The following is a 26,791-nucleotide window of genomic DNA, read 5'->3' as shown; positions in this document are numbered from 1 at the left end:
TCAAAGAATCTCGACTTTCGACCGATGGTTTAACGAAACCAATGGGGGATGTATGGCTAAAAAATTGAGAATTGTATCAACTGTTGCTTTGGTATTTGTGTTGATAGCATCTTTTCAGAACTGTAGTAGTTATAAGGCAGATGAGGGGATGGAAAATCAGTCCTCAATTGGTGGTAGTGGTGCCAGTCAGTCCTCATCGGATGGTCAACAGTTAGTCGGTGCACCTATTGTAAGATTGCCAGAAATCGACCCTGTAAGCGGAGATATTATCGGGTTTCCATCCACGCCCAATAGCAGTACAACCACTACAACAACGAGTCAGATTCCTAAGACTTCTTTTATATACAAAACTACTTTGGTGAATAGCTCCGGTCAGTACGTGGATGCTGTCTGTAATGCGTCGGCCGTAGATCAAGAAGGAAACAGTTACTGTGCTGGCCACACGAGTAGTGATTTAGCTGAACCTAATGCAGGTGGGGCCGATGTTTTCGCGATGAAGATCGACAGTACCGGCAAGCTTGTGTGGATCAGACAGTTGGGCAGTAGATCGCTGGTCGCACTGACGACTGACTATACTTCGGCCTCTTCTGCCGGTGATCGTGCAGTCGTTAATCACAATGACTTCGCCAATTCCATCGCCGTTGATAATTTTGGCAATGTGTATGTTGGCGGGATGATGTCTCCGACTCAGCATAAATCTGGGAATAGAGTGAGCGGCTACAGCGGAGGCCTAGTCGGCGGTGGGGCCTTTGTGATGAAGCTCAATCATCAAGGTGCTATTCAATGGTTGAAGTATGCAAATGACAACGTTAATGCGGTGGCAACAAACTGTTCTGGTTTGGCTACGGATAGCGGGGGAAATGTCTACTGTACTGGTTCTGCCGTCGATTTTGTTGAAAAAAGCGGGAATAAAGGAAAAGGCGATGTTTTCGTAGTTAAGTTCAATGCTTTAGGTACTATTCAGTGGAAACGACAATTAGGCAGTGTATCCAACACTTTTGGTGACAGCAAAGCCAGTAGTGTGCCGACATCAATCACTGTGGATAATGCGGGGAATGTCTATACGGCCGGAGTAACAGATGGCAACTTAGCGGAAACTTCTGGTGGGAATGTAGATGCCTTTGTGATGAAGTTGAGTCCTTTGGGCGTCATTCAGTGGGTCAGACAATTGGGTAGTAAATCAAATACTTTTGGAAGTAGTGCCGGAGCAGATTATTGTAACGGGATAGCTGCTGACAGCATTGGAAATGTCTACTGTGCTGGCCGTACAGATGGACGCCTAGCAGATGCCTATGCTGGTGGTAATGGTGACGCCTTTGTGATGAAGTTGAACTCTCAGGGAACAATTCAATGGGTGAAGCAGTTAGGCCAGTCGTTTACTCAAGGGGACAGTTCACAGTATGAAATTTGTTATGGAGTTGCTGTAGACCCCTCAAATAATGTTTACTGTGCTGGTATGACAACAAGTCGACTGGCTCCAGGTTCCTCGGCAAATCGTAATGGTGATGCCTTTGTGACAAAGCTAAACCCTCAAGGTGCAGTTCAGTGGGTGAAGCAGTGGGGGGAAACGGAAGCCGAAGCTCAGAACAGATGTCATGGTGTTAGTGTGGATGTTGCGGGAAATGTGTACTGTGCAGGTTATTCCAATATTATTCACACCAGCGGCTCTTCAGGTTTTATTATGAAAATTGGCGTGAGCCAGCAGTAAAACATCAAGAAATTTATTTACAGCAATATTGTGGGTGAATTTAAAGAAAAGAATTAAAGAAAAAAATTGGTGGCTCGGGTCGGACTCGAACCGACACGGGCTTGCGCCCACAAGATTTTGAGTCTAGCAAGTCTACCAATTTCATCACCGAGCCACACGAAAAGACTTACGAGGGCTAATATAAATACAGCTCATCGATCAGTTCAAGAAAATTTTTCAAGTCCTTACCCAACAGCCCACTTATCTTGACCATTTGCTTTGATTTATGGCATTAAACAGCCGGAATAGTGTATAAATTTCGTCAAATTAGCTTTGGAATTAACTTGGAGATGCCAATGAATCTATTGAATATCGCGTTAGCCCTAGTTTTCGGTTTTACAACCTCAGTTGCGACAGCTTCGACGGCAGCAACAGATTTGAACCAACCATCAGTAGAGTGTGTGGATTTATCGACAAACCAAGTTGTAAAACAAGGTGTGGCTCCAGCTCAAGCCGCGGGCGAAGTTCAAAGTGGTGGCACCAGCGGTGTGGACGAAGTGGTGCTATTTGATCGCACTCCAGAGACTTCAGGTGCCGCTGTAGCGGCCGGTGAAGCGACCGTACAAGCAACGACCGTGACTGAAACAACAGTGGTTCCGGCAGCAGTGGCGACAACAAAAAAAGTGGTTAAAACAACGAAGTCTGTGCAGAAGAAAGCCATTGCCGTTCGTCCTCAGGGTTCAGGTGTAACGGATATCGTTCCAGCAGAGGGATCTAATCTTCGCGTGGTTCCTGTGGCAAGACCGGGTTACATTTCAGGTGTGACCTCAACGGGTGCTGTGGTCATGGTTCCTGCAAATCAACAGTCGTATGAAGTGGTTAGAACTTTCGAAAAAGACACTAAGTCAGATTTAAAAGTAACAGGTCGTAGCTTCTTAAATTCAGAGGGGCGTGCGATGGTTCTTATTCCTGTAGCGAACGAGGGTTATATTTCTGGAGTGACAGCGTCAGGAGAGATCGTTCGCATTCCGACAGCAGCGCCGAAAGCCACAACTGTTGCGGCTGTGCGTGAACCCGTAGTTTATGGAACAGCTCCGGCTACAACAACTACAGTTGTTACCAAAACACAGACAGTAGCGGTGGCCCCAGCAGCAACTCAATCAGGTTCTGAAACATTAATCGAACGTGAAGTCGTCGTTTCAGAAGCGGCAACAGCTCCAGAGGTGCAGCTTCCAGCTAGCAGCACGATGAAAGTAACTAAAAACGCGGCATCAGATAAAAAAGCTTATGCTTTAGTCGTTGTAGGTGCGGGTGGTTATCCAGAAGTAAATAACGTAGATGTTGGATACGACTTAACAGGTGCTTTGGGTTACTATTATAACGCATTTATGTTTGAGTTAGGTGCGGGCGTTGCAAAACATAAAATGAATTTACGTAACTACAGCTTCTTCAATCGTGTTGATAACTTTGACGTAGATCAATACAAAGGTTACGTGGCGGCGAAATACCAATTTGAAAAAGGCACGTTGGGTCTGAGTGATAAACTACAGCCAATTGCTGGCGCGTTGTTATCTTACACAAAAAGAGATTATAATTTGAAAAACCCAGCGGTGGTAACAGCTTCTGGTAATACGGGAAGTTCAAATGCATTGGATTTAGGTTTAAATGCGGGACTTGATTACGAGTTTACTTCGAAATTCTCATTAGGCTTTGATTTCAAATACATGTTCAATTTGTCGAACGAAGTGAGTGCAACCTATAATGATCCTAATTTTGGTTATACAGGAACTGCGATTGAAAAGTTGCAATACTACACTGCTGGTATTTCGGCAAAAGTGAATTTCTAAAGGTGAATTGTTAACTGTGATCAGATATCTGCAAATCTTGTTAATGGCCTTGAGTATCTATACACCTGCAATAGCCGAAGAGTTAGTGCAGGTCGAAGTCATTAATGAAGCTTTGTTTTCTTTGGCAGGTAACGAGACCTCGACAACCCGTGATCTGGCACTTTATAAATCTGTCCTAACTGAAGTTTTTCGCAAAAAGAATTTAAGTCAGTATTCTGCCAATGGTGTTCAAGATTTTTTACTTTCTAGAATGGCGTACAAAGAAGCGCAGGTATTTTCGTTGAAGCCTGAAGCTGTTAAAATCAGTGATAGTGTTAGAAAAAAATTAGAGGCTTATGATAAAGCGGAATTAGACCGCGAAGCTAATTTGATAACTCAATCTTTAGCTTGGATTGAGTTAAAAGAAAATCAACTTAAGGACCGTGAGCGATTTCAAAACTGGATTGATGTTTTAAAAAGAAAATATCAGTTGAAGATTAAGTCGCCTCAGTATCGCTGATATGATCCATATCAAACCGGCTATTCAAACAGATTGGCCCCAGATAATCTCTATTGCGGAAGCGGCGAAGACCACTTTGGAATATCCTGCTGCGTTTAATTGGTCAGCAGAGACCTTGGCTGAAGAACTAAATCATGTTTTCACGATATTGGCAGAGCAGTCCGAAGAGGTGAGGGGATTTGTCTGTTATCGCGAGCTATCCGAGGCTTTTGAAATCAGTGTTTTGGCGACTCATCCCAGCTTCCAAAGAACCGGCATTCAAACCGAATTAGTCCTGTATTTACAAAAACTTGCTGCAACGCATAATAAAAATGTATGGCTGGAGGTGCACCAAAAAAATACGGCGGCGCTGGGCTTCTATCAAAAGCTAGGGTTTCAAACCCTCCGTATTCGAAGTCATTATTACTCAGATGGTGGAGGAGCTGTGGTGATGGGCTGGAAAGCATCTGAAAATCGTTAAACCGGCCTTTGTGAGTCTGAAAGTTCAATCCAAGTAAAGACAAGTTGCCCCAGTCAGGAATTTTTGTTAAGGTGATTACGAATTGGGCCAAAAGCCCAATTTTTTTTTGCTTAAAACAAACAAATCAATATTTTCATTGAAAATTTGTTCTTGGACAGAAAAAGACAAAAAGGGATTGCTTTGGACAGTTGGTTAACAAAAGTAGAACAGATCGCACAAGAAATCGCGGAACGTGAAGGGTGTGTTTTGTATGACATCGAACACACGGGTGCGGGGCGTGGTAGAATTTTACGTGTTTTTATCGATAAAGAAGGCGGAGTCGGCATCGAAGACTGTTCGAATGTTTCCAAAGGACTTAACTTGCGCCTTGATGTTGAAGATGTAGTTCCTGGGGATATGTACAACCTTGAAGTATCAACACCGGGCTTAGATCGCCACCTTAAAAAAGTATGGCATTTCGAAAAAGTAGCTGGAAAAAAAGTATTCGTTCAGCTTTCTAAATCTTTAGGTAGCCTCGGTGCCACTGAAGACAAGGGAATGCTGTCGATGAAAAAGTTTGAAGATGTATTAACTGGTGTTGAGGGCTCTGACTTAATGTTCGATATTCGCGGACACAAGATTAAAGTTCCTTTTTCAGCAGTAGAAAAAGCAAAACTCGTATTTGAATATAAAACGAATCCTAAAAAGAAATAACTGGGGGAATTATGGCAGATAACATGTTTTCTGATTTGGCAAAAGTGATTGATCAAGTCGGTAAAGACAAAGGCATCGATAAAGAAGTCGTCATTGACGCCGTTAAGCAAGCGATGCTAGTAGCCGCTAGAAAAAAATATGGTACTTATCGCGAAATCGAAGCCCAATACAATGAAGAAACTGGCGAAGTTGAATTGTATGAGTTTAAAGAAGTAGTAGAAGCAGAAAAATTTGTCGACGAAGAAGTTGAGATCACATTAGATGAAGCTTTGAAATTAGATCCAGGCGCTCAACTAGACGATTCTATTGGTATCAAATTAGAATCAGGTGATTTGGGACGTATCGCAGCTCAAACTGCAAAACAAATTATTTTACAAAAAGTACGCGATGCCGAAAGAGAAATCATTTTCTCTGAGTTCGAACAACGTAAAGGTGAAATTGCATCTGGTATCGCACGTCGTGTAGAAAAGGGCGCAATCGTTGTTGATTTAGGCCGCACAGAAGCTCATATTCCACCGCGCGAACAAATTCCAGGTGAAGTTTACAAACCAGGTGATCGTATTCAGGGTTACTTATCTGAAGTACGTCAAACGACTCGTGGTCCTCAGATCATCATGTCTCGTGCAGACGAGCGTTACTTAGTGAAACTTTTCGAAATGGAAGTTCCAGAAATTTATGATGGCATCGTTGAGATCATGTCAGCGGCTCGTGAGCCAGGCCAACGCGCTAAAATCGCAGTCCGCACAAAAGACAACTCGGTTGATCCAGTTGGAGCTTGTGTAGGTATGAAAGGTTCTCGTGTACAAAATATCGTACAAGAACTTAAAGGCGAAAAAATTGATATCGTGATGTGGGATGAAGACGTTACACGCTTTGCATGTAATGCTTTAGCTCCGGCTGAAATTTCAAAAGTTTTCTTGGATGAAGAAAATAAAGAAATGGAAATCGTAGTACCAGATGCTCAACTAAGTTTAGCTATCGGTAAAAAAGGTCAAAACGTGCGTTTGGCAGCTAAATTGACTGGTTGGAAATTAGATATCATTTCTGTATCAGCAACATCTGCTCGTACTGCAGAATCAATTTTCAATTTAATGTTGTTACCAGGTATGAGCGAAACAATGGCTCAAAATATCTTCCAATCAGGTTTTGGTTCATTCCAATCTTTAGCTACGGCTAAAGCGGAAGAAGTGATGACCATCCCAGGTTATGATGATCCAGAAAAAGCTCAAAAGTTAATTGATGATGCTGATGCTTTAATAAAGAAGTACGAAGAACAGGGCGTCCCTGTTCCGACGTCTCCTCAGGCTCAACCTGTCGAGAAAACATCTTCAGCTAAGCAAAGAGCAGAAGAGCAACTTAAGGCCGAACTATCTAAGTTAGGTCAGGAATAGTTTATACATAGAAGAAAAGACGAAGGGTAAAATTGCGTGAGTAATCCAAAAGTTTTCGAGTTTGCAAAAGAAGTCGGTATGACGCCGCTAGCTTTGATGGACAAAATCAAAGAGTGGAGTTTACCGGTTAAAAATCATATGGCTGAACTCGAGCCGGAAGTGCTAGAACAGATCAAAGCTAAGTTGGCTGAGCCAACTGGTGAAGCTACAGAAGAGAAGCCGAAAAGGGCGACTCGTCGAAGCACGACAAAAAAAGCTGCTAATGAAATTGGTGGTCCAACAATTGTTACGGCTACCTCACGCAAAGCAGCTGCGGCTAAAGCAGCTGAAGATGCCGAAAAGACGGTTGCTAAGCCAGCGCGTACCTCAGTTATTCGTCGTAAGAAAGACGCAGAAGTTGCTGAAGAAACTAAAGCAGCAGAGTCTGCGGCAGAAGAAGTTGCAGCTCCAGTGGAAACTCCGGTAGAAGCAGCTCCACCAGTGCAAGCTCCAGTGGTTGAAGAGGTTGTTGCTCCTGTAGCAGCTGCGCCGACACCTGAAGCTCCGGTGGAAGCAGCCCCAGTAGCTCCAGTGGTAGTTGAAAAAGCAGCGCCAACTGTGTCTCGTAAAAAAGAAGTTTCGATTGGCGATAGCGGAGTTTCAAGCTCAGCAAATGTCGCTTTACCAAAACGTAATATCGTCGGTCGTATGGATTTAAGCCGTGTTCAAGGTCCTCCGGGTTCTGAACGTGGCCCACGCCCACAAGGTGGTGGTTTCCAACGTCCGCAAGGCGGCGGAGCTGGTGGTGGATTCAATACTCGCTCACCAGGTGCTGGCCGTAACATTCGTGCTGGATTTGTGGCTCAAATGCCAGATCCAGTTGCTCCGACAACGGATTTTGATTCTCAAAAACGTGATTATGATAAACGCTCTAAGAAATTTGGTGGCACACCTACAGGTGGATTGTCTGCTAAGGAAAAAGAGCAAGAAGAGATACTACAAAGTTTTAACGCTGTTGAGTTCCGTAAGCGTGAAATGGTTTTCCAACCAAAGAAAAAAACCGCTGTATTAAACCGCGCGGCTCAGAAAACGCAAATCACAACTCCGAAAGCATCGAAACGTATTCTTAAAGTGAATGGTAAGATGAAAGTTGGGGACATCGCCATTGAAATGGGTATCAAAGCAACACAGTTAATTAAAGCTTTGATGACGAATGGTGTGATGGGCAATGTAAACTCGGATCTAGATTTTGATACGATTGCTTTGATCGTACCTGAGTTTGGCTGGGAAGCACAAAACACATTTAAAACTGCAGATGAAATCGTTGTAGAAACAGCATTCGGAAATTTAGAAGCTGAATTAGTGATTCGTCCACCGGTTGTGACTGTTATGGGTCACGTTGACCATGGTAAGACATCACTATTAGATGCTATCCGTAATGCTCGTGTAGCTTCAGGTGAGGCTGGCGGAATCACTCAGCATATCGGTGCTTATTCAGTTACGACTGAAGATGGCAGCTTAATTACATTCCTAGATACTCCGGGCCATGAAGCTTTTACGGCTATGCGTGCGCGTGGAGCGAATGCAACGGATATCGCTATTATCGTAGTGGCGGCTGATGATGGTATGATGCCTCAAACAGCAGAAGCTATTAGCCATGCGAAAGCAGCGGGTGTACCGATTATCGTGGCAGTGAATAAGATGGATAAGCCAGGTGCAAATCCTGATCGTATTAAGCAACAGTTAACAGAGCTTGAAATCGTTCCTGAAGAATGGGGCGGTAGCACGATTTTCTGTGAAGTGTCGGCTTTGAAACGTACAGGTATTCCTGAGTTACTTGAAAATATTAAATTATTAGCGGAAGTGGCAGAGCTAAAAGCCAACCCTGAAAAATCGGGTTCAGGTTTAGTTATTGAAGCGAAACTTGAAAAAGGTAAAGGCCCTGTTGCAACTATCCTTGTTAAAGACGGACACGTAAATGTAGGTGACTACATCGTGGCTGGTTCGATGAAGGGTAAAGTGAAGTCATTAACTAATGACAAAGGCGAGCGCGTAGATACGGTTACTCCAGGTTTACCAGTTGAGGTCTTAGGCCTTGAGGGTGTTCCTGCTGCCGGCGATCGTTTCGATGTTGTGGTAGATGAAAGAACAGCAGAAGAAGTTGTAGGTGTTCGTAAAGAACAAGCCATGGCTGAAAACACTCAAAAGAAAATGTCTTTAGAAGATATGTTCTCGAAAGTGACTCAAGGTGATTTGAAAGAATTTAATATCATCTTGAAAGCGGACGTACATGGTTCGTTAGAGGCGATTCAAGGGATGTTGAATAAAATGACATCTGTTGAAGTTAAAAATAAGATTGTCCACGCTGCTGTAGGTGGAGTTACTGAAAATGACGTTATGTTGGCACACACTTCAAAAGGTGTGGTGATCGGATTTAACGTACGACCAGATAACAATGCACAAGCGAAAGCAAAACAACTGGGTGTCGACATCAGAACGTATTCGATTGTTTACGAAATGATGGACGAAATCAAAAAAGCAATGACGGGTCTATTGGCTCCACAAGTTGTTGAAAAAGTTATGGGTACGGCTGAAGTGCGTAATACATTCAGTGTTCCTAAGATTGGTGTTATCGCCGGATGTTTCATTACGTCTGGTAAGATTCAACGTTCGAATATGCTTCGTCTTGTTCGCGATGGAAAAATCGTTTATGAAGGCAAGTTAGGTTCATTGAAACGCTTTAAAGATGACGCTAAAGAAGTTGCTGAAGGCTTCGAGTGTGGTATCGGTATCGAAAATTTCAATGACGTTAAAGTCGGAGACGTAATCGAAGCTTACACTAAAGAAGAAGTGGCTCGCGAACTGACTCCTATAAACTAGAAGGTTATTTGTGAAAAACACCGGTGATGGAAGACGCAAAGTTAGAGTAGAAAAAGAAGTGCAAGAGGTGATCTCGCGCTTCATTATCGAACAAATGCGCCATGATTTACCCGGTGTTGTTACTGTAACGCGCGTTCAGATGCCAGCGGATTTCAGAACGGCACATGTGTACGTCACTTATTTTGCTTCTTCAACAGAAGGACAGGATGCCATGACTGACGCAGCAGAAGTTCTGCAAAGTTGGTCTCGTGACATTCAAGACGAAATTGGGCATGTGATGAAAATGCGTTACTGTCCAAAGTTAACTTTTCACAATGACGAAGCGACCGAAAAAATTCTTAAAATTGAAAGAATCCTATCTCATATCAGCAGTGATCCTGAGTTAGCTAAAAAACTCAGTGATGAGGATATTGATTGAACGGATTATTACTTATAAACAAGCCGGCAGGGATGACCAGTCACGATGTGGTCAGTCGTGTTCGCTATCTATTAAAAACTAAAGAAGTAGGGCACTCGGGAACTTTAGACCCTATGGCAACGGGCCTGATGGTTTTACTTATTGGTGAAGCCACTAAGCTTAGCTCTTATGTCACTGAAGGTGATAAATCCTATGCCGTAGGTATTCGTCCTGGGGTGACTACAGATACATTAGACATTACAGGTCAGATTTTAGCTGAAAAACAAGTGCAGTGTTCAGAGGGGCAGATTCAAGAGTTAGCACTGTCGTTGGTGGGTGAGTTTCAACTTCCTATTCCGATGTTTTCTGCAAAAAAAGTAGATGGTAAAAAGCTGTACGAGTATGCCCGTGAAGGCGTGCAGATCGAGCAACCTCAAAAGAAGATGGCTTTCTGGAATGTGACTCACCAAGAGCCCTTAAAGTTTCACTTACACTGTTCTAAAGGTAGTTTTATTCGTTCATGGGTTCAGCTTTTAGGTGATCGCATGGGGTGTGGGGCAGCCATGGCCAGCTTGGAAAGAACTTCATCTCACCAGTACAACTTAACAGAAGCGATGACTTTAGCTGAGCTAGCCTCTATGGAAGCCCAAGAAGTAAGCAGAAAATTGGTCCCTTTGGATAAGGCTCTTAAAGGTGTGAAGTCTATTCGGGTAAAAGGTCAGGATGCTGTTTTGATGAAAAATGGTCAAATCAGTCACTCATTACGATCACAGTTGATTTCGCGCTTCAATCCAGATCAAGATGAAATCATTCAAATCTTACCCGAAGAAAAGGGTCGCTTGCTGGCCTTAGTAGGGCTTGAAAAACAGCAGGGCTTTAAAATTAAAAGAGTCTTTAACTGTTGAAAACCCTTGAATATTTTCCCCGAGATTGCTAAAAATTGACCTCTATCTTTGGTATCGTCAGCCATGACGTTATTGAGGATCTAACCAGTCGCAAGACTCTAAACAGGAGAAACGTTAATGGCCGTTACAAAAGTACAAAAAGCCGAAATTTTAAAAAAATTCAAAACATCTGATTTGGATACAGGTTCACCTGAAGTTCAAGTTGCCTTGTTAACTGCAAGAATCAACGAAATGTCAGGACACTTCCAAACACACAAGAAAGACAATCACGGTCGTATGGGTCTAATCCGCGCGGTTAACCAACGTCGTAAATTGTTAGACTACTTAAAATCAAAAGACCAAAGCCGTTATGAAAAACTAATCGCGGCACTTGATATCCGTAAGTAATCAAAATTCGAAATACCCCGAAGGCCCGCAAAAGGGCCTTCGAAGTTTTAGAGCTTTATACTGAATTCATCTTTTCAAAGCTCTAAGACCAGTTCAATGACCGACTCAGTGATAATAAAGGAGTTATATGATCAACACAGTCACCACTACAATTGCAGGACAGCAAATTAAAATCGAAACAGGAAGACTGGCGAAACAATCTGATGGATCTGTTTTAGTTTCTTCTGGTAACAACATGGTTCTTGTTACAGCTGTTTCCGCTAGACAAGCGAAGCCGGATCAAGGTTTCTTTCCACTTTCTGTAGAGTTCATCGAAAAATTCTATGCGATTGGTAAAATCCCAGGCGGTTACTTTAAACGTGAAGGTAAACCATCAACAGAATCTGTTTTAAATGCACGTATTATCGATCGCCCAATTCGTCCATTGTTTCCTGAAGGATACATGAATGACACTCAAATCGTAGCGACTGTATTGAGTGCTGATGGTGCGTTCCCAGTAGAAATTTTAGCTTCATTAGGAGCCTCTGCTGCTTTGCACATTTCTGATATTCCGTTCGGTGGTCCAACGGCGGCATGTATGGTTGGCCGTGTAGACGGACAATTCATTGCGAATCCAACACCAGAGCAAAAAGCTAAATCTGATATGAACATCATCGTATCAGGAACTAAAAATGGTATCTTGATGGTAGAAGGTGAAGCTCAATTCATCTCTGAAGCAGACGCCTTAGCTGCATTGAAATTCGGTCACCAATCATTATTGCCATTATTACAAATTCAAGAAGAGTTACGCGAAAAAACAGGATCTGTACCTAAACGTGCATTTGTTCCTGCGGTTATCGATGCTGACTTCAAGACAGCGGCTGAGAGCTTATTGACTCCGCTAATTGAAAAAGCGATGTCGATGAAAGTTAAACAAGAGCGCTACGCTGCTTTTGATGCTGCGAAAACTACGGCTAAAGAAGCTTTAGTACAAAATATCGCTGACGATAAATTGAAATCTCAAAGAGAAAAAGAATTAAGCAACATCGTTGAAGATGTGAAGTACAAAGTAGCTCGTGCTATGATTTTAGATAAAGGCTCTCGTATTGATGGCCGCGATTTGAAAACTGTACGTTCTATCTCTAACGAAGTAGGTATCTTACCTCGTGCGCACGGCTCTGGCTTATTCACTCGTGGCGAAACGCAATGTCTTGGTACTGTAACTTTAGGTACTGCGGATGATGAACAATCAATCGAAGCACTAGAAGGCAGCTACAAGAAAAAATTCTTATTGCATTACAACTTCCCTCCATACTCTGTTGGTGAAACAGGTCGTTTTGGTGGTCAAGGCCGTCGTGAAATCGGTCATGGTAACTTGGCTGAACGCGCGATCAAAGCTGTTATCCCAGATCATGTTAACTTCCCATATACAATCCGTATCGTAGGCGAAGTACTTGAAAGTAATGGTTCAAGCTCAATGGGAACTGTGTGCGCCAGTACATTAGCTCTATTAGATGCAGGTGTTAAAATTAAAGGTAACGTAGCGGGTATCGCGATGGGTCTGATTAAAGAAGGTGATCGCGTAGCGGTTCTTTCTGATATCTTGGGTGATGAAGATCACTTAGGTGATATGGACTTTAAAGTTGCGGGTACAGCTAATGGTATTACAGCAGTTCAAATGGATATCAAAATTGACTCTGTAAGTTTTGCCGTAATGGAAACAGCGTTGAATCAAGCTCGTGAAGGTCGTTTACACATCTTGAACGAGATGGAAAAAGTGATCAACGTACCTCGTGGTCAGATCTCTGAATTTGCTCCAAGAATTGAAACTATCAAAATCAAACCAGACAAAATCCGTGAAGTTATCGGTTCTGGTGGTAAAACAATCCGCAGCATCACTGAACAAACAGGTGTTAAGATTGAAATCCAAGATGATGGTACGATCAATATCGCCTCGGCTGATCCAGCAGCTACGAAGAAAGCTATTGCTATCATCGAAGCTATCTGTGCTGAAGCTGAAGTTGGTAAGACTTACCAAGGTAAGGTTATCAAAATCGCAGAATTTGGTGCCTTCGTTGAAATCTTGCCAAATACACAAGGTCTTTTACACATCTCTGAAATCGCCAATGAAAGAGTTCGTCAAGTGACGGATGTTCTTAAAGAGGGCGAAATGGTTGATGTGAAAGTTCTTGAAGTAGATCGCGCAGGTCGTATCAAACTTTCTCGTAAAGCTTTATTACAGTAATTCATTCAAGACTGATGGACGTATTTAAGAAGTCAGTTTTACCTAACGGAGTGCGGATTGTGACTGAACATCATCCGCACTCAAAGTCAGTGTCGATCGGAGTTTGGGTTCTAACTGGAACTCGCGATGAAAAACCAGAAGAAGTTGGAATCTCTCACTTCGTAGAGCATCTGGTTTTTAAAGGCACGAAAACTCGTAATGCCTATCAAATTGCAAAATCATTAGAATCTTTGGGTGGAGAGTTAAATGCTTACACCACACGTGAATACACGAACTACCATTGTACAGTTTTAAAAGAAGACTGGAGAATTGGTTTAGAGGTATTGGCTGATCTTGTTTGTAATATGAAAATCTCGCAAAAGGATTTCGACTTAGAAAAGAAAGTCATTTTGCAAGAGATCGCGATGTGTGACGATCTGCCAGAAGAATTGATCTATGACTACTTCTATGAGGGGGTTTACAAAAATCATCCTTTAAGTCGTCAAATATTAGGGCAGGCAGAAACAATCACGAAGATGACTCAGAAGAAGATATTTGAGTTCTATCGTCATTTCTATCAAGGTAAAAATTTGATTATCAGTGCCGCTGGTCCTTTAGAGCATGATCAGTTGGTTATTGAGTGTCAGCGTCTATTTAAGAATCGCAAGAAATTTTCAGCGAAGAGCAATCGCCGTGCTCCTCGATGGAAACGCTATCGTAAAATATTTGAACGGGACATGGAACAGGCCCATGTTTTAGTGGGATTACCTTCTACGAGCTTTAACGATAAATTTCGCTTTGAAGCTTTGGTTTTGAATTCATTGTTGGGTGGGGGAATGACCTCACGTCTGTATCAAGCCATTCGTGAAAAACAGGGCTTGGCGTATACAGTGTTTTCTAGTCTAAACACGAATGTGGATTCAGGTAATATCTCTGTTTATGCAGGGACTGATTCTGCGAATGTGAAAAAAGTCATGCAGATTATTAAAGATGAATTTGCGAAACTTAAAAAACAAGGGGTGCGCAGTAGCGATCTGACGTTATTTAAGACACAGGTGCGCGGCCAGCTTCTAATGGGATCTGATGATATTGAAAACCGCATGTCTTCTTTAGGAGTCAATGAGATGGTTTTCGAGCGCTACAAGCCAGTGAGTAATGTCATTGAAGAAATAGAAAAGATATCTGTAGAGTCGATGAATCAGTATATTGCAAAATACTTAGACCTAGACAAGATGTCGGTCGTATTGATGGGGCCTAACTTGCAAGGCCATCAGCAATGGCTTCAAGATTTCGATTTTTCAAAAAATTAAAATTATCTAAATTGAGGGGTATGTATGAAAGTCAAAATTAAAAAATGGGAACATTATAAAGGTGAATTGCCAGCGTATCAGTCAGCAGGAGCTAGTGGTTTTGATGTGCGTGCACAACTAAGTGGTGATTCTATCACGTTAAAAAAAGGTGAGCGTGTGATGATTCCGACAGGGTTGTCATTCGAGATTCCTTTCGGATACGAGATTCAATCGCGACCACGCAGTGGTTGGGCAGCTAAACATGGCTTAACCTTGATGAATTCCCCAGGCACTATTGATGCTGACTATCGTGGTGAAGTTAAAATTATCTTAGTGAACCTAGGGCAAGAAGATATTGTGATTCAAGATCAAGATCGCTGTGCTCAGTTGGTGATTTGTCCGATCTATCAAGCGCAATTTGAAGTTGTCGAAGAACTTGGCGATACCGCACGTGGTGCAGGTGGCTTTGGTTCTACAGGGAAAACATAATCATTCTAAATAAATTGATTTGCTAACCAAAGCAGAACAACAAGACCGAAAACAGTGCCTATCAGCTGATAGGCACGCTTACGTTCCACTCTGAAATTATCACAAAGTCCGATCACTCCTAGTAATGAAGTGAAGGCGAAGCCGATAAGTGAAATCGGTGCAAAGTATTCAGATAAAGTCTGAAATAAATAAAAAGGAACTGAAGACAGAGCGACCAAGGTGAAAATCTTGCGGAAGCTTTCCGTCTTATTTTCAAAAAATTGAAAATAGTAATAAAGAAAAAGACTCATCAGAAGGGCGCTAAGGGTTGAAATGATGGGCATCAAAAAGAGCCCAAAAAGAACTCTTAGGATATTCAGTTTTAGTAGACCTGCGATGACTCCTGATAGAATGGCCAGCAGAAGATGAAATGCAAAAAGACTTGGCCAATTCCAGTTGGGAAGTTGAGAGATTTTTTGAGTGGGATGTTTGATGAACTCAATCAGATATCGAACAAGATCTTTTAAATCAATGGTAGCTTGCTGATTGGGTGTAACGTCTCTCATATGACTTCATTTTCAGCAAGTTCTACGCAATGGTCAAGAAAACGATCGTAAAACTCTAAACGTCTATCCAGCAATACCTGTTGGTAAGGTGGGGCTTTGACTCCTAACAAAAGACTGAATAGGCGATGGTATTTGTAAAACAGAGGTTCTGTTAAAGGCTTTGCCGCTGAGTTATTTAAATGAGCTACGGGAAGTCGGGTAAAGGTGCTGTTGGAGTTGAGTGGTAGGACATCCTTAAGCTCCTGATAGGTGTCTTCCGCAAGAATAAAGTGGAAAGCAGCATCTGTCTGTCTTTGTAGCCAGCTTTGCAAATAGCGCTGACGCAAGGATTGGGAGCGAAAAGGCATGGCCGGAGAGTGCACAACATAGCCATGGGCTTCAATAAAGTCCTGAAGCTGGCCACCCAACTTTTCATGGTAAAACAAACTACGCGGGGCTGAGATGAAAACCAAAGGGTATTTGGTCATCAGGCAGTTAGGTCTTAGGACGAGGTTATTTAGATCCATACTATCCAGAATAGAAAATAAAACTGAAATTTGGCAAACTAGTATTATGTTAGTGCAAAGAAAATCTTGTTATTGTGCCTTCTGCAAAGTCGAACGAAAAGTGTACGTCAATAAGCATCTCGGGCTTATGGATGTCTTGGGTTTGGTGCTGTTGGGTATTACGCTGACATACGCAATTTTTAAGGGCCTAGATCCTCGTGGTCTGCTCATTGTGGGTCTACTTTTGATTGTGGCCGAGACTTTTGCGCAAACAAGATGGCGGACATCGATGATCTGCCGCAACTGTGGATTTGACCCAGTTGTTTATGTCAGAAGCCCAGAGCAAGCAGGGCTTAAAATTAAAGCATTTTTAGATAGACGATCTGAATCTCCAGAGCATCTATTGCGTCCTCCAGTGGTTTTACCTGTAAAAAAAGAAGTCAAAGGGCAAAATCTCTCTTTAAAAATCTGATATAAACCTACTATAATGCAGGACTGTGAGATACCTAGCATTGCTCTGTTTTTTTGTTTTATCTCAACCTCTTTTGGCCGCACAAAATGCGACAATTATCGGATCCGAGGTTGAAATCTATAAGGCCGGAGATTTTGACTCTGAGATCATCGATTACGTTCGTTCTGGGGAAGCCTATCAAATTTCAGATAAGACTTACGGACCTTTCTATCGCATTCGCCTAAAGGATGGTCGTATTGGTTACATCGTGGATTACGAACTCGATATTGAGGGTAAGGGCCGAATTGTTCCTAAAGATTTAGACGATCTGCTTCTGGAAGAAGAGCGGCAACGGCAGGGTCAGATGCCTGATACTCCTTCGCGTAGCAATGAAGAAGAAGAGTTTAATGACTTCAACTCGGGATATGGTGGCATCACCGTTCAATTGATTAATTACCATGAAAAAACAATGGGAGATGAGCAAATCGCCGATCTTATAGCGATTGGGTATAAGTCGATCTCATTGGTTTCTTGGAGTGTTATTGGTTCCTATGGAGCCCCCAAATACTACGCGCAGAAGACCGGCGGATCTGCCAATGGTTTTAAACTCTGGGGGGACTTCGGTTTTTCAAGTTCGGTGATCACTTATCCTAAAGGGGAAGTTCGGGTTGGCGGTGGTTTGTTCACACATGTATCCATGCTGACAGTTGAAACTCCACAAAGAAAATATGATCTGCATGATGTGACTGGCGGGCTTTTCTTAGAGGGTGGTTGGCTTATTAAACTCAATAAGAAAAATGCGATTGATGTGGCGATCAAATATTATTTTGATAAAGCCAGCTACGCAGGCTTTGGTTTGTCGTATTTGTTTTAGGAATTTTATTATATGTCGATACAGGTTTTATCCTCTGAAATTGTCAATCAGATTGCTGCTGGGGAAGTGGTTGAACGTCCATCACACTTAGTTAAGGAGTTGATGGAAAATAGCCTTGATGCCCAAAGTGATCAAATCACGGTTGAGGTTTCTGAAGGCGGACGTTTTGTGCGGGTACAAGATAATGGTTCCGGTATTTTTTCATCTGATCTTGAAAAAGCTTTGCAGCGACATGCGACGAGCAAGATCACTCAGACAGACGATCTTTGGAATTTACATACATTTGGATTCCGCGGTGAAGCCCTAGCCAGTGCGGCAGCGGTGTCACAGCTTACGCTAAAAAGCATTCATAAAACAGAGAAAAAACCTTCACAGATTGAATCAGTCTTTGGAAAAGTAGCTGGAGTGAAGCCGAGCTCTCAATCGGCGGGGACTGAAATTCAAATTGAGAATCTATTTGAAAATGTGCCGGCGCGTTTGAAGTTTTTGAAATCAGAATCCAGCGAAATTTCGCAGATTAAATCTGTTTTTAAAGCCTTGGCTTTAGCGCATCATGGGGTTGAGTTTAAGCTTATCGCCAATGGGCAATTGCAATTATTTTACCCTAAAAGAGCGACTCGTCTAGAACGAGCCGCTGACGTTTTGGAAAAGAAAGTTTTGTTTGAGGCTCAAAGCCAGAATTCGTCGTTTAACTGCCATGTTGTCTTTTCATCTCCGCATGATGTGGCTCGTACTTCCAAACAGATATGGGTCTTTGCACAAAACAGATGGGTACAAGATCGTGCCATTATTACGGCGGTTATGGATGCCTACCGCAGTTTATTGATGCACGGAGAGTATCCTTACGCCGTTGTTTGGCTTGAGTGTAAACCGGATGAAATCGATGTGAACATTCATCCCACAAAATCGCAGATTAAGTTTCAAGATCCGTCTGGAGCCTTCCGTGCTGTACATCATTGCTTACGACAAGCTTTAGAAAAAGCTCCGTGGATTCCGCAGAATCTTAAAGTGGATATGCAGGCAGATATAGCTCGCGCCAATGCAGGTGACGGAAGCCCCTTCTTTGCAGAATCGCAAACTTTAAAGTTTACAGATCACACGTTAGAACAAACACATTTTAAAAGTAAAAGTTTTGCCTCCACAGCTGAGGAAGCAAATAACTCCTCATCTGCGTTCTCTGTGACTTCTTTTTCGGTGCCCTATCAAGAGCGAGCTGAAATAGGAGTTGAATCGCGAGTGATGGATTCGGTCTCTACAGAGGGTCGTCAGACAAACGAGGTGCGTGGTTACTGGTCCTCTTTGCAGGTTTTGGGACAAGCGAATCTCACTTACATCATTTGTCAGAAAGAAGATCGCCTAGTATTCGTGGATCAGCACGCGGCTCACGAGCGAGTGGTTTATGAGTCTCTGATGCGCTCGTGGAAAAACAATAACTTCCAAGTGCAGAGCTATTTATTTCCTTTGGCGATTGATCTGTCTGAAGAAAAATTAGAAGTGCTACTTAAAAACTCTGAAGAAATTCAGAAGATGGGATTTGAAATCGAGCAGTTGGGCCCAGAGTCATTAGGTATCAAATCGGCTCCACATCTTATAAAAGATTCTTCTTTGCCTGTTGTTTTTGAACGGATGGCGCAGGATTTGTTAAACAGCGGTGGCAGTTTTGCTATCGAAAAAAAGATTTCAGATTTATTTGCAACGATGGCTTGTCACTCTGTTATCAGAGCCGGACAAAGCCTTAGCATAGCCGAGATACAACAGCTTCTACAGTCCATGGATGAATTTGCTTTATCTAGCTTCTGTCCCCATGGTCGACCTGTTTCTGTGGAAAAGACCTTCACTGAATTGGAAAAGCTTTTTGGACGAATCAATTAAGAGTTCAAAAGATCTTAAGTGTATTTTTGTCGTGGGGCCGACGGCTTCTGGTAAGAGCGCATGGGCTCTTGAGCAGGCTCAGCGCTATGGTGGAGTTATTGTTAATATCGACAGCGTGCAGTTTTATAAAGGATTGATTGTAGGAGCGGCGGCTCCTAGCGAGTCTGAGAAAAAATTAGCACCTCATTTCCTGTATTCTTATGTTGAGGCTCCAAATGAAATGACGGCCGGAGGATATCTTCGGGATTTCTATCAACTTATTGAACAGCAAAACTTTCGGGGACCTGTTTTTATTGTGGGTGGAACGGGTTTTTATATTCAGGCCTTAGAAAAAGGTATGTTTGACGTTGTTTCAATACCACAAGAGTTCCGTGAAGAAATAGAAAAAGAGTTACACGAGCGTGGAGCCGAAGCTTTACATGCAGAGCTATTGAAATTAGATCCCAGCAGTAAAATCCATGTGAATGATCATTTTCGCCTAGTGCGCGCTATCGAGATCATTCGCTATACAGGTAAAACAACATCGGATCTGAAATCGACTCCGGAAAAAAATAAGAATGCACTTCCGTATAACTTTATAAAAGTGGGATTTGATTTTGATAAGTCAGATTATGTGACGCGCGTACAAATGCGCACAGATAAAATGATCGCTGAGGGAATCATTGAAGAGACGCAGAATTTTCTTCAGCAAGGCCACGACACGTGGGCGCCGTTAAGTAGTGTGGGATACCGTCAAACTGTTGAATTTATCCAAGAAGGCAAGTCACGTGAGTGGCTCAGTGAAGCTATTCAGCAAGGCACCATGCAGCTTATCAAGAAGCAAAAGACATGGTTCAAGCGTGATGACTCAATACTTTGGTCCAAACAAGATAAACAGAGCCTCGATTTATTACAGCAAAAGCTAGATCAGTTTCTATCTTGAGTTTGACCCTTTTGGGGCTCAAAAAGCATAATATGTAAATGAAAAGTATGACCGGTTTCGGTAATTTCCGAACACAAAACAATGAAGTTTCCATTGAAGTCAGTATTCGCGCGGTGAATGGAAGATTTTTAGAAACCAGATTTCATCTTCCTCGAGGTTACTTTCCTTACGAAATAGAACTCAAAAAGAAATTTTCCAGCAGTGTGCTTAGAGGCACTGCGGATGTTTACGTTTTACGTAAAACGAAAAGTTCAGTGAGTAGCGGACGAATTTCTGTGAATTTGAAATTGGCTCACGAATATTTAAAAGCTTTTAAAAAATTATCATCTGAGCTGCGTTTAAATGAAAATGTTCGTTTAGAGCAAATCAGCAAACAGCCGGAAGTGATTCAGTTTGAAGAGTCAGATGCCATCTCGGCTAATGAGTTGAGCTTATTAAAAAAAGCTTTCGAAGGTGCATTGAAAAAGTTTGATGCAGAAAGAGTGCGTGAAGGTGCAGCACTTAAAAAAGATCTACAGAAAAACTTAAAAGATTTGCAAAAACACATTGGCCGCGTCTCAAAGATGAGAGATGAGGCAAATAAGCTTTTACAAGAGCGATTTGAGTCGAAAGTGAAGTCACGTCTTCCTAAAGAAGTGGCAGGCCAGCAAATGGATCCACAACGCATTTCACAAGAGATTGTAATTCAGTTAGAAAAAGCCGATATCAATGAGGAAATAACACGATTAACGGAACACATTAAGAACTTCGATAAGTTGATTGAGATGCCAGTCGTAGAAGGTAAGAAACTGGATTTCTACACTCAAGAGCTTCTGCGTGAAGTGAATACCATCGGTTCAAAAAGTCAGGTGGCCGGAATTACGGAATCTGTTGTTGAAGCAAAAACATTAATCGAACGTATTAGAGAGCAAGTACAGAATATCGAATGAAGACGAAGATGATCATAGTGGCTGCACCCAGCGGCGCAGGAAAAAGCAGTTTTGTTGAGCGCCTAGCGGCTGAAGATAGTCGTTTACATGATATTATTACCTATACGACTCGTGAAATGAGACATCATGAAAGTCATGGAAAGCCTTATTTCTTTATTTCCCGTGAAGAGTTCGAAAAAAAGATCACAGAAGGTTTCTTTATCGAGTGGGCTCAGGTTCATACGAATATGTATGGAACGTCTTACGAGCAAATCCAGCTAGCATGGGCTAAGGATAAGGTGGTCATTATGGACATCGATATCCAAGGGGTAGAGACGTTCAAAGGTAAATTCCCTGACGCCAAAACTGTGTTTATTATGCCTCCGTCCATTGACGAACTGAAGCGACGCGTTATAAAACGAGACGGTGGAGCGCCACCAGATCTTGATGTTCGCATGAAAAATGCCGAAAAAGAGATGAAAAAGGCGCACGAGTTCGATGTTCAGATCATCAACGATGACTTCGAAAGATCCTACGCTGAATTCAAAAAAATAGTTGAGAATTGGATAGCTTAGCGCTATTTTATCAGACTTGTTCTTGTCATATTTTGGTGGAGGTGTACCTATGGCTCGTGTAACGGTTGAAGATTGTATGGATAAGGTTCCGAACCGTTTTGCTTTGGTTTTGTTGGTAGCGAAAAGAGCTAAACAACTTCTAAAGGGTAGCGACTGCACTGTTGCCACTAAAAACAATAAATACATTGTAAATTCATTACGTGAAGTGGCGATCGGCAATGTGGGTTTTGAATCTAAGATCGATCCACAAACGGCGCAAACTGAGATGCTTAAGGATCTTAATAAGTAGTCTATTGATGGCGGACTACTCTTTAGTCCGTATTTAATCAATTTCGAAAAGCCCGCTTAAATGGCGGGTTTTTTTGTTCTATAATGAGCTGATAATGTCAGAGATTCTCAACGACGATAGACTGCCACAAAAACCCATTAAAAACGTGGCCGAACTCTGCGAAAAAGTTAAGTCATACCATCCCACAGCTCCTGTACACATTATTGAAAAAGCCTATGAGTTTTCTGAGAAAGCCCATGAAGGACAATTACGTCGTTCAGGCGAGCCCTATATCTCGCACCCATTAAATGTGGCTGGTATCTTAGCTGATTTAAAATTGGATATCGATACAATCGTAACCGGACTTCTGCATGACACTGTAGAAGACACAGAAGTGACTTTAGAGGATATCAAAAGAGAATTTGGTGACACGGTGGCCTCCTTAGTGGATGGGGTCACTAAAATTGGTCAAATGAACTTCAGGAACAGCTTTGAAAAACAAGGCGAAAACATTCGTAAGATGATCATTGCCATGGGTAAAGATGTTCGTGTGGTGTTAGTGAAGCTATGTGATCGTCTTCATAATATTCGTACGCTGAATCATATGCCCTATGAAAAACAAGAGCGTATCGCGCAAGAGACTCTTGAAATCTACTGTCCTCTTGCGGGTCGTATCGGTATCAGTGCTTTAAAGATCGAACTTGAAGACCTGTGTTTCCGTTATTCGCGACCAGATAAGTATTATGAATTAGTTCAAACGATTAAAAAGACCGAACACGAAACACAGCGCTATATCGAAGAAGTTAAAAAAAGTGTTACGGATTCTTTAGCTAAAAGTACGATTAAGAATTTTAAAATCTATGGTCGTTCAAAGCATTTATGGTCCATTTATCGTAAGATGACGGCTCGTAATTTGACCTATGATCAGATCTACGATGTCTTGGCTTTCCGTATTATCGTCAACACTGTCGTTGAGTGTTACGAAGCCCTTGGCTACATCCACTCGATTTGGAAGCCGATCCCAGGTCGCTTTAAAGACTTCATCGCGATGCCAAAGTCGAATAACTATCAGTCACTGCATACGACAGTTATTGGGCCGGGTGGGGATCGTATCGAGATTCAAATCAGAACTGAAGAAATGCATTTGATCGCTGAAAAAGGGATTGCGGCGCACTGGAATTATAAAGAGCGTGGCAACCTTAATCAGGAAGAGCTGAACAAAGCTAATTGGTTAAGAGACTTAGTGGCTCTGAATCAATCAGGTGATGCACCAGATGAGTTTTTGGATACTATCAAAACAGGTTTGGCTGAAAAAGATATTTATGTCTTTACCCCTAAAGGGGATGTGATCGAACTTCCAGATCAAGCGACACCTGTGGACTTAGCTTACGCTATTCATACTAATTTAGGTGGCATGTGTACCGGAGCGCGGGTGAATGGACGTATGGTTCCATTGAAACATCATTTAGAAAATGGTGACCGCGTTGAAATTCTAACATCTAAAACGCAAACACCATCGAAAGATTGGTTGAAATTTGTTGTTACGACTAAAGCAAAATCACGCATCCGTCAGTTTGTTAAAGAAGAGCAAAGACGTAATGCGATTGTGATGGGTAAAGATATAGTCGAAAAAGAATTCCGAAAATTTGGAATGGCAGCAGCAAAATATCTAAAAGGCCCTGAGTTTGACAAATACATGAAAGAAAGTGGAATTGTCGATCTTGAAGAGCTGTATGCCCGTGTCGGTTACGGAAAGTTCGAACCGAATTTACTTGTTAAAAATCTAAGCCCTGAAGCTATTCAAAAAGAGGCCGAGAAAACTCCTGATTCGACCATCATGGAAAGATTGGTGAAGTCGGCTAAAGCTAAAATGCGTCGTACAAATTCCATTATCGCAGTTGATGGTATGGATGATGTTCTGGTGCATTTTGCTAAGTGTTGTAGTCCAATTCCGGGGGACCCGATTACAGGATTTATCAGTCGTGGTAAAGGGATTATCGTTCATCGCTCGAGCTGTAAAAAAGTATTCGAAAATGATCAGATCAGACGGGTCGATGTCGAGTGGACGTCGAAATCAGCGCAAGATGGACAGGAACGTCAGGTAAAATTGGAAGTGATCTCTCAGGATATTCAAGGTCTTCTGAAGCTGATGACCGAGTCTTTTGCTTCTCAGGGGATCAATATCGATTCAGCTCAAATTCGCACGACACGTGATAAAAAAGCGGTCTGTCTGTTCGAGATTTCTGTTAAAGACGTCGCTCAGTTATCGAATGCCGTTTTATCCCTACAAAAAATCAAAGGCGTGATCAACGTTCAACGTATCAGCGGTTAATTGAGTCGTTCATTTAACGATGAAGAGTGTTTCAAAAGAGAACATAAATCCTGAAAAAATATAAAAAATAGAGCAATTGTCTTAGTTTTTTCGAGTAGATGTCGATAATATATTAAATATTCAGTCAGTAAAGACTAAGGGGAGTTTTGTGAAAAAATTCTTTTTACCTCTTCTGCTTGTCGTATTCTCATCCAGTATTTTATTTGCAGAAGAAAATGAACACAGTGTGATTCTTGATAGTGAAGGTGGTGCTTATGCCCCTTTTATCGGGGATGAGTCGGGCTTTATTGAAAGTCTTCCTATAATCGGTGGTAAAAATAAAGAAGTCAGGCGGAATTACTGTTTGAATACAGTTGAAAAAGCATGCCGTGATACGATAACCGTTTTTACTCTTTGTAATGAGGCGAATACTCGTAATGGTCAGTGCCCGTCGGCCTGCGAGGCATGGACAGAGGATTGTGGTGACCTTAAGATCAGAAGATACAATATCGAACGTAAGCTAGCAGGAATGGATTAATTAAGTTAATAGTTTTGAATCGAGTTAAAAGGCCCAGCCGTAACCTGCGCGAAGCATGATGATGCTGGCTTTTACTGTATCTGAGCTTTGGAACATCTGATATTCCAAAGAGGCCGGAATAAAATTCTTATTACTGATAAAGAAATCCATTCCAGTGGCCACAGCAATTGTCATAGTAGTTTTGATATCATCTTCCAGAAGAGCCGTTGTTTTTTTGCTCATAGGAAACTTAAATGTTCCACCTAAGCCCACCCAAAAAAGTGATTTTCCTTTTGTAAGATCGAATCTGGCGTAGCCACCACCAGAGATATAGTTGATGTAGGCATTACAGTCTGTAGAGGTTAATTTATCACAAGACAGAAACTGAGATGACCCCGTAACATTGAACGGCTCGTAGCCAAGGGAACCACGTACTGTTAGCCAATCGTTTACCGGCATATCCATAATTCCGGTCAAACCAATTGATGAACCTTTCAGATTTACATCTTCTGTATTGGGAGTCGGGTTAGAGCCGTCTGTTTGTTTAGTGATCATGTTGTTAGAAGATAAAGTTGCAACTAGCGAAAACTTATTTGCATTCACACGATAAACTGCGCGTCGTCTTCCTGTGGGTTCATCTGTAATAGTGCCAACTTCAGAGACGCTATTTGCATCATCCATTATAGGTTCTGATGTGGTATTGGTGGTAGCAGAGGGCGTTGATGTAGAGGCTGTTGACGTATTCGTTACAAAACGAATTGTTGCCGGAGACGTATACTGACCTTTTTCAATAGTAAGGATCGCACGATTGTTTTTAACTTGAGTGACGCTACCTAAAGCCACGCGTTTATTTTCACTGTTGATCAAAAGGAATTTCTGATCAACAAAGATTTGATCGGTAGCGTCTACTTCGACAAGAATTCTAGAGTCACGTTGTTGAATGATTCGCGCTGCCTGAGACGTATTAGAAAAAGAAAAGATCAAAGAAAGTAATAAAGTCGAAAGATAAAGACGAGAATTGAAGAACATACTTACCTATTATGTGTTGTCATAAAGGCAGTATGTGCCTTTTAAGTTATCCGTTTCAAAGACAGATTGATTGTTGATTTGATATTCCCACAGGAAAACGGAGTCTTGTCGATCATAGCCCCCATTGGAAACTGTAATAAGCTTAGAAGCCGTGGCGTAGCTACGAACAGAGTTAAGTGAGCAGCTAGAAACTTTAAGATTCTTAACGTGAAAGCTAGCTGAGTTGGATTCAAAGTCTTTTCTGTCTTCGGATCTGTAAAGGTTGCAAGAAGAAAAGGCTGTTAAAAGAGCAGTTGTAAGGATGGCGGTGTATATTTTTTTTGCTGCACTCATAAATTTATTGTGAGTGCATTTATAAAAAAAATAAAGCCTTTTGTCTTAACAAAAGGCTTTATTCAAAGACATTTAAAATGTTTTTCTAAATTAGAATGGAATATCTTCGTTTTGGTTGAATGAAGGTTCTGGTCCGAAATCAGCAAAGTTGAAGTCTCCACCAGAAGATTGTGCAGAGTTATTTGCTGATGATTCAGCTCCTGCAGAACCTAAGAACTGAACTGTGTTCGCTACGATTTCAGTTGTGTATTTCTTTTGACCATTGTCTTCCCAAGAACGAGTTTGTAAGCGACCTTCTACGTAAACTTGGCGACCTTTTGCTAAGTATTTACCGCAGATTTCAGCTAATTTACCCCATACAACAATGCGGTGCCATTCTGTACGCTCTTGTTTTTGACCATCTTTTCCAGTCCAATTTTCGCTTGTTGCTACATTTAAACGTGTAACAGTAGCTCCTTGGCCGACAGCCTTCATTTCAGGATCCTGACCTAAACGACCAATAATAATAACTTTGTTAACTCCAGACATATGCCCTCCCGTGTATGTTTTCCTGTTCAGCGTTCCTCGAGTCAATAACGAATTTGAGATGCTACAG

27 protein-coding genes and 1 tRNA gene are annotated in these 26,791 nt (G+C 42.0%); 22 read left to right on the top strand and 6 right to left on the bottom strand.

The genetic code is table 11. The features are described 5' to 3' along the window. Window positions 1-52 precede the first annotated feature (52 nt). Window positions 53-1,708: an SBBP repeat-containing protein gene (locus A11Q_RS07820; RefSeq protein ID WP_041575172.1), complete on the top strand. Its 1,656-nt coding sequence runs from the start codon at window positions 53-55 to the stop codon at window positions 1,706-1,708. A 67-nt stretch (window positions 1,709-1,775) separates the two neighbouring features. On the opposite strand, the gene A11Q_RS07815 is transcribed toward A11Q_RS07820, so the two are convergent. Then, window positions 1,776-1,862: transfer RNA gene (locus tag A11Q_RS07815), tRNA-Leu, on the bottom strand. Between the two features lie 181 nt (window positions 1,863-2,043). Between A11Q_RS07815 and A11Q_RS07810 the strand changes: the two genes are divergently transcribed. The 12 genes from A11Q_RS07810 (at window position 2,044) to dut (ending at window position 15,106) form a co-directional block, all read left to right on the top strand. After that, the gene (locus tag A11Q_RS07810; protein WP_015470263.1) at window positions 2,044-3,534 is read left to right on the top strand and encodes a porin family protein; all 1,491 of its coding nucleotides are present in this window, start codon (window positions 2,044-2,046) and stop codon (window positions 3,532-3,534) included. A 16-nt stretch (window positions 3,535-3,550) separates the two neighbouring features. After that, window positions 3,551-4,033 (top strand): hypothetical protein, encoded by a 483-nt coding sequence (locus tag A11Q_RS07805; protein ID WP_148284969.1) that lies wholly within the window; start codon window positions 3,551-3,553, stop codon window positions 4,031-4,033. A 1-nt stretch (window position 4,034) separates the two neighbouring features. After that, the gene (locus A11Q_RS07800) at window positions 4,035-4,493 is read left to right on the top strand and encodes a GNAT family N-acetyltransferase (RefSeq protein WP_015470261.1); all 459 of its coding nucleotides are present in this window, start codon (window positions 4,035-4,037) and stop codon (window positions 4,491-4,493) included. 180 nt (window positions 4,494-4,673) lie between these two features. Then, on the top strand, window positions 4,674-5,186 hold the full coding sequence (locus A11Q_RS07795; protein ID WP_015470260.1) for a ribosome maturation factor RimP: 513 nt from the start codon (window positions 4,674-4,676) through the stop codon (window positions 5,184-5,186). Between the two features lie 11 nt (window positions 5,187-5,197). Further along, complete coding sequence (nusA, locus tag A11Q_RS07790; protein ID WP_015470259.1) at window positions 5,198-6,577, top strand: transcription termination factor NusA; 1,380 nt, start codon at window positions 5,198-5,200, stop codon at window positions 6,575-6,577. A 36-nt stretch (window positions 6,578-6,613) separates the two neighbouring features. Next, on the top strand, window positions 6,614-9,436 hold the full coding sequence (gene infB, locus A11Q_RS07785; RefSeq protein ID WP_015470258.1) for a translation initiation factor IF-2: 2,823 nt from the start codon (window positions 6,614-6,616) through the stop codon (window positions 9,434-9,436). A gap of 10 nt (window positions 9,437-9,446) precedes the next feature. Then, a complete protein-coding gene (gene rbfA / locus A11Q_RS07780; protein ID WP_015470257.1) occupies window positions 9,447-9,854 on the top strand; it encodes a 30S ribosome-binding factor RbfA in 408 nt (135 codons plus the stop codon). Next, window positions 9,851-10,738 carry a tRNA pseudouridine(55) synthase TruB gene (gene truB / locus A11Q_RS07775; protein WP_015470256.1) on the top strand — a complete coding sequence of 296 codons (888 nt, stop codon included), beginning with the start codon at window positions 9,851-9,853 and terminating at the stop codon, window positions 10,736-10,738. Before rbfA ends, truB begins: the two co-directional genes overlap by 4 nt. Window positions 10,739-10,855: 117 nt before the next feature. Next, window positions 10,856-11,125 carry a 30S ribosomal protein S15 gene (rpsO, locus tag A11Q_RS07770; RefSeq protein WP_015470255.1) on the top strand — a complete coding sequence of 90 codons (270 nt, stop codon included), beginning with the start codon at window positions 10,856-10,858 and terminating at the stop codon, window positions 11,123-11,125. A 127-nt stretch (window positions 11,126-11,252) separates the two neighbouring features. After that, window positions 11,253-13,349 carry a polyribonucleotide nucleotidyltransferase gene (gene pnp / locus A11Q_RS07765; protein ID WP_015470254.1) on the top strand — a complete coding sequence of 699 codons (2,097 nt, stop codon included), beginning with the start codon at window positions 11,253-11,255 and terminating at the stop codon, window positions 13,347-13,349. Window positions 13,350-13,363: 14 nt separating this feature from the next. Then, window positions 13,364-14,638, top strand: coding sequence for a M16 family metallopeptidase (locus A11Q_RS07760; RefSeq protein WP_015470253.1), 1,275 nt, complete (start codon window positions 13,364-13,366; stop codon window positions 14,636-14,638). A 24-nt stretch (window positions 14,639-14,662) separates the two neighbouring features. Next, window positions 14,663-15,106, top strand: a complete 444-nt coding sequence (gene dut / locus A11Q_RS07755) for a dUTP diphosphatase (RefSeq protein WP_015470252.1) — start codon at window positions 14,663-14,665, stop codon at window positions 15,104-15,106. A 5-nt stretch (window positions 15,107-15,111) separates the two neighbouring features. Here dut and A11Q_RS07750 read toward each other — a convergent pair whose 3' ends face one another. Both A11Q_RS07750 and A11Q_RS07745 read right to left on the bottom strand, forming a co-directional pair. Further along, on the bottom strand, window positions 15,112-15,651 hold the full coding sequence (locus A11Q_RS07750; RefSeq protein ID WP_015470251.1) for a YIP1 family protein: 540 nt from the start codon (window positions 15,649-15,651) through the stop codon (window positions 15,112-15,114). Next, entirely contained in the window at window positions 15,648-16,118 is a 471-nt protein-coding gene (locus A11Q_RS07745) for a hypothetical protein (protein WP_041575168.1), read from the bottom strand. Before A11Q_RS07745 ends, A11Q_RS07750 begins: the two co-directional genes overlap by 4 nt. A 139-nt stretch (window positions 16,119-16,257) precedes the next feature. Between A11Q_RS07745 and A11Q_RS07740 the strand changes: the two genes are divergently transcribed. The 9 genes from A11Q_RS07740 to A11Q_RS07700 all read left to right on the top strand — a co-directional run bounded on the left by A11Q_RS07740 (window position 16,258) and on the right by A11Q_RS07700 (window position 24,855). Continuing rightward, a complete protein-coding gene (locus A11Q_RS07740; protein ID WP_148284967.1) occupies window positions 16,258-16,608 on the top strand; it encodes a hypothetical protein in 351 nt (116 codons plus the stop codon). A 25-nt stretch (window positions 16,609-16,633) separates the two neighbouring features. Continuing rightward, window positions 16,634-17,461, top strand: a complete 828-nt coding sequence (locus A11Q_RS07735; protein ID WP_148284966.1) for an SH3 domain-containing protein — start codon at window positions 16,634-16,636, stop codon at window positions 17,459-17,461. A 12-nt stretch (window positions 17,462-17,473) separates the two neighbouring features. Continuing rightward, window positions 17,474-19,333, top strand: a complete 1,860-nt coding sequence (mutL, locus tag A11Q_RS07730) for a DNA mismatch repair endonuclease MutL (RefSeq protein WP_015470247.1) — start codon at window positions 17,474-17,476, stop codon at window positions 19,331-19,333. After that, entirely contained in the window at window positions 19,317-20,255 is a 939-nt protein-coding gene (gene miaA, locus A11Q_RS07725; protein WP_015470246.1) for a tRNA (adenosine(37)-N6)-dimethylallyltransferase MiaA, read from the top strand. Before mutL ends, miaA begins: the two co-directional genes overlap by 17 nt. A gap of 38 nt (window positions 20,256-20,293) precedes the next feature. Continuing rightward, window positions 20,294-21,184 carry a YicC/YloC family endoribonuclease gene (locus A11Q_RS07720; protein ID WP_015470245.1) on the top strand — a complete coding sequence of 297 codons (891 nt, stop codon included), beginning with the start codon at window positions 20,294-20,296 and terminating at the stop codon, window positions 21,182-21,184. After that, window positions 21,181-21,738 (top strand): guanylate kinase, encoded by a 558-nt coding sequence (gene gmk, locus A11Q_RS07715; protein WP_015470244.1) that lies wholly within the window; start codon window positions 21,181-21,183, stop codon window positions 21,736-21,738. The genes A11Q_RS07720 and gmk overlap by 4 nt, the downstream gene beginning before the upstream one ends. Window positions 21,739-21,787: 49 nt before the next feature. Then, entirely contained in the window at window positions 21,788-22,027 is a 240-nt protein-coding gene (gene rpoZ / locus A11Q_RS07710; protein WP_015470243.1) for a DNA-directed RNA polymerase subunit omega, read from the top strand. A gap of 94 nt (window positions 22,028-22,121) precedes the next feature. Next, complete coding sequence (locus A11Q_RS07705; RefSeq protein ID WP_015470242.1) at window positions 22,122-24,338, top strand: RelA/SpoT family protein; 2,217 nt, start codon at window positions 22,122-22,124, stop codon at window positions 24,336-24,338. 148 nt (window positions 24,339-24,486) lie between these two features. Beyond that, complete coding sequence (locus A11Q_RS07700; RefSeq protein ID WP_015470241.1) at window positions 24,487-24,855, top strand: hypothetical protein; 369 nt, start codon at window positions 24,487-24,489, stop codon at window positions 24,853-24,855. Window positions 24,856-24,879: 24 nt separating this feature from the next. On the opposite strand, the gene A11Q_RS07695 is transcribed toward A11Q_RS07700, so the two are convergent. The 3 genes from A11Q_RS07695 to A11Q_RS07685 form a co-directional block, all read right to left on the bottom strand. After that, a complete protein-coding gene (locus A11Q_RS07695; RefSeq protein WP_015470240.1) occupies window positions 24,880-25,863 on the bottom strand; it encodes a hypothetical protein in 984 nt (327 codons plus the stop codon). A 9-nt stretch (window positions 25,864-25,872) separates the two neighbouring features. Continuing rightward, window positions 25,873-26,196, bottom strand: a complete 324-nt coding sequence (locus A11Q_RS07690) for a hypothetical protein (RefSeq protein WP_015470239.1) — start codon at window positions 26,194-26,196, stop codon at window positions 25,873-25,875. 90 nt (window positions 26,197-26,286) lie between these two features. Continuing rightward, window positions 26,287-26,724 carry a single-stranded DNA-binding protein gene (locus A11Q_RS07685; RefSeq protein ID WP_015470238.1) on the bottom strand — a complete coding sequence of 146 codons (438 nt, stop codon included), beginning with the start codon at window positions 26,722-26,724 and terminating at the stop codon, window positions 26,287-26,289. Window positions 26,725-26,791: the final 67 nt, after the last annotated feature.

Source organism: Pseudobdellovibrio exovorus JSS (assembly GCF_000348725.1).
Classification (GTDB): Bacteria; Bdellovibrionota; Bdellovibrionia; order Bdellovibrionales; family Bdellovibrionaceae; genus Pseudobdellovibrio; species Pseudobdellovibrio exovorus.
The sequence above is the reverse complement of the archived record's forward strand: the minus strand, read 5'-3'. Positions and strand labels throughout refer to the sequence as shown.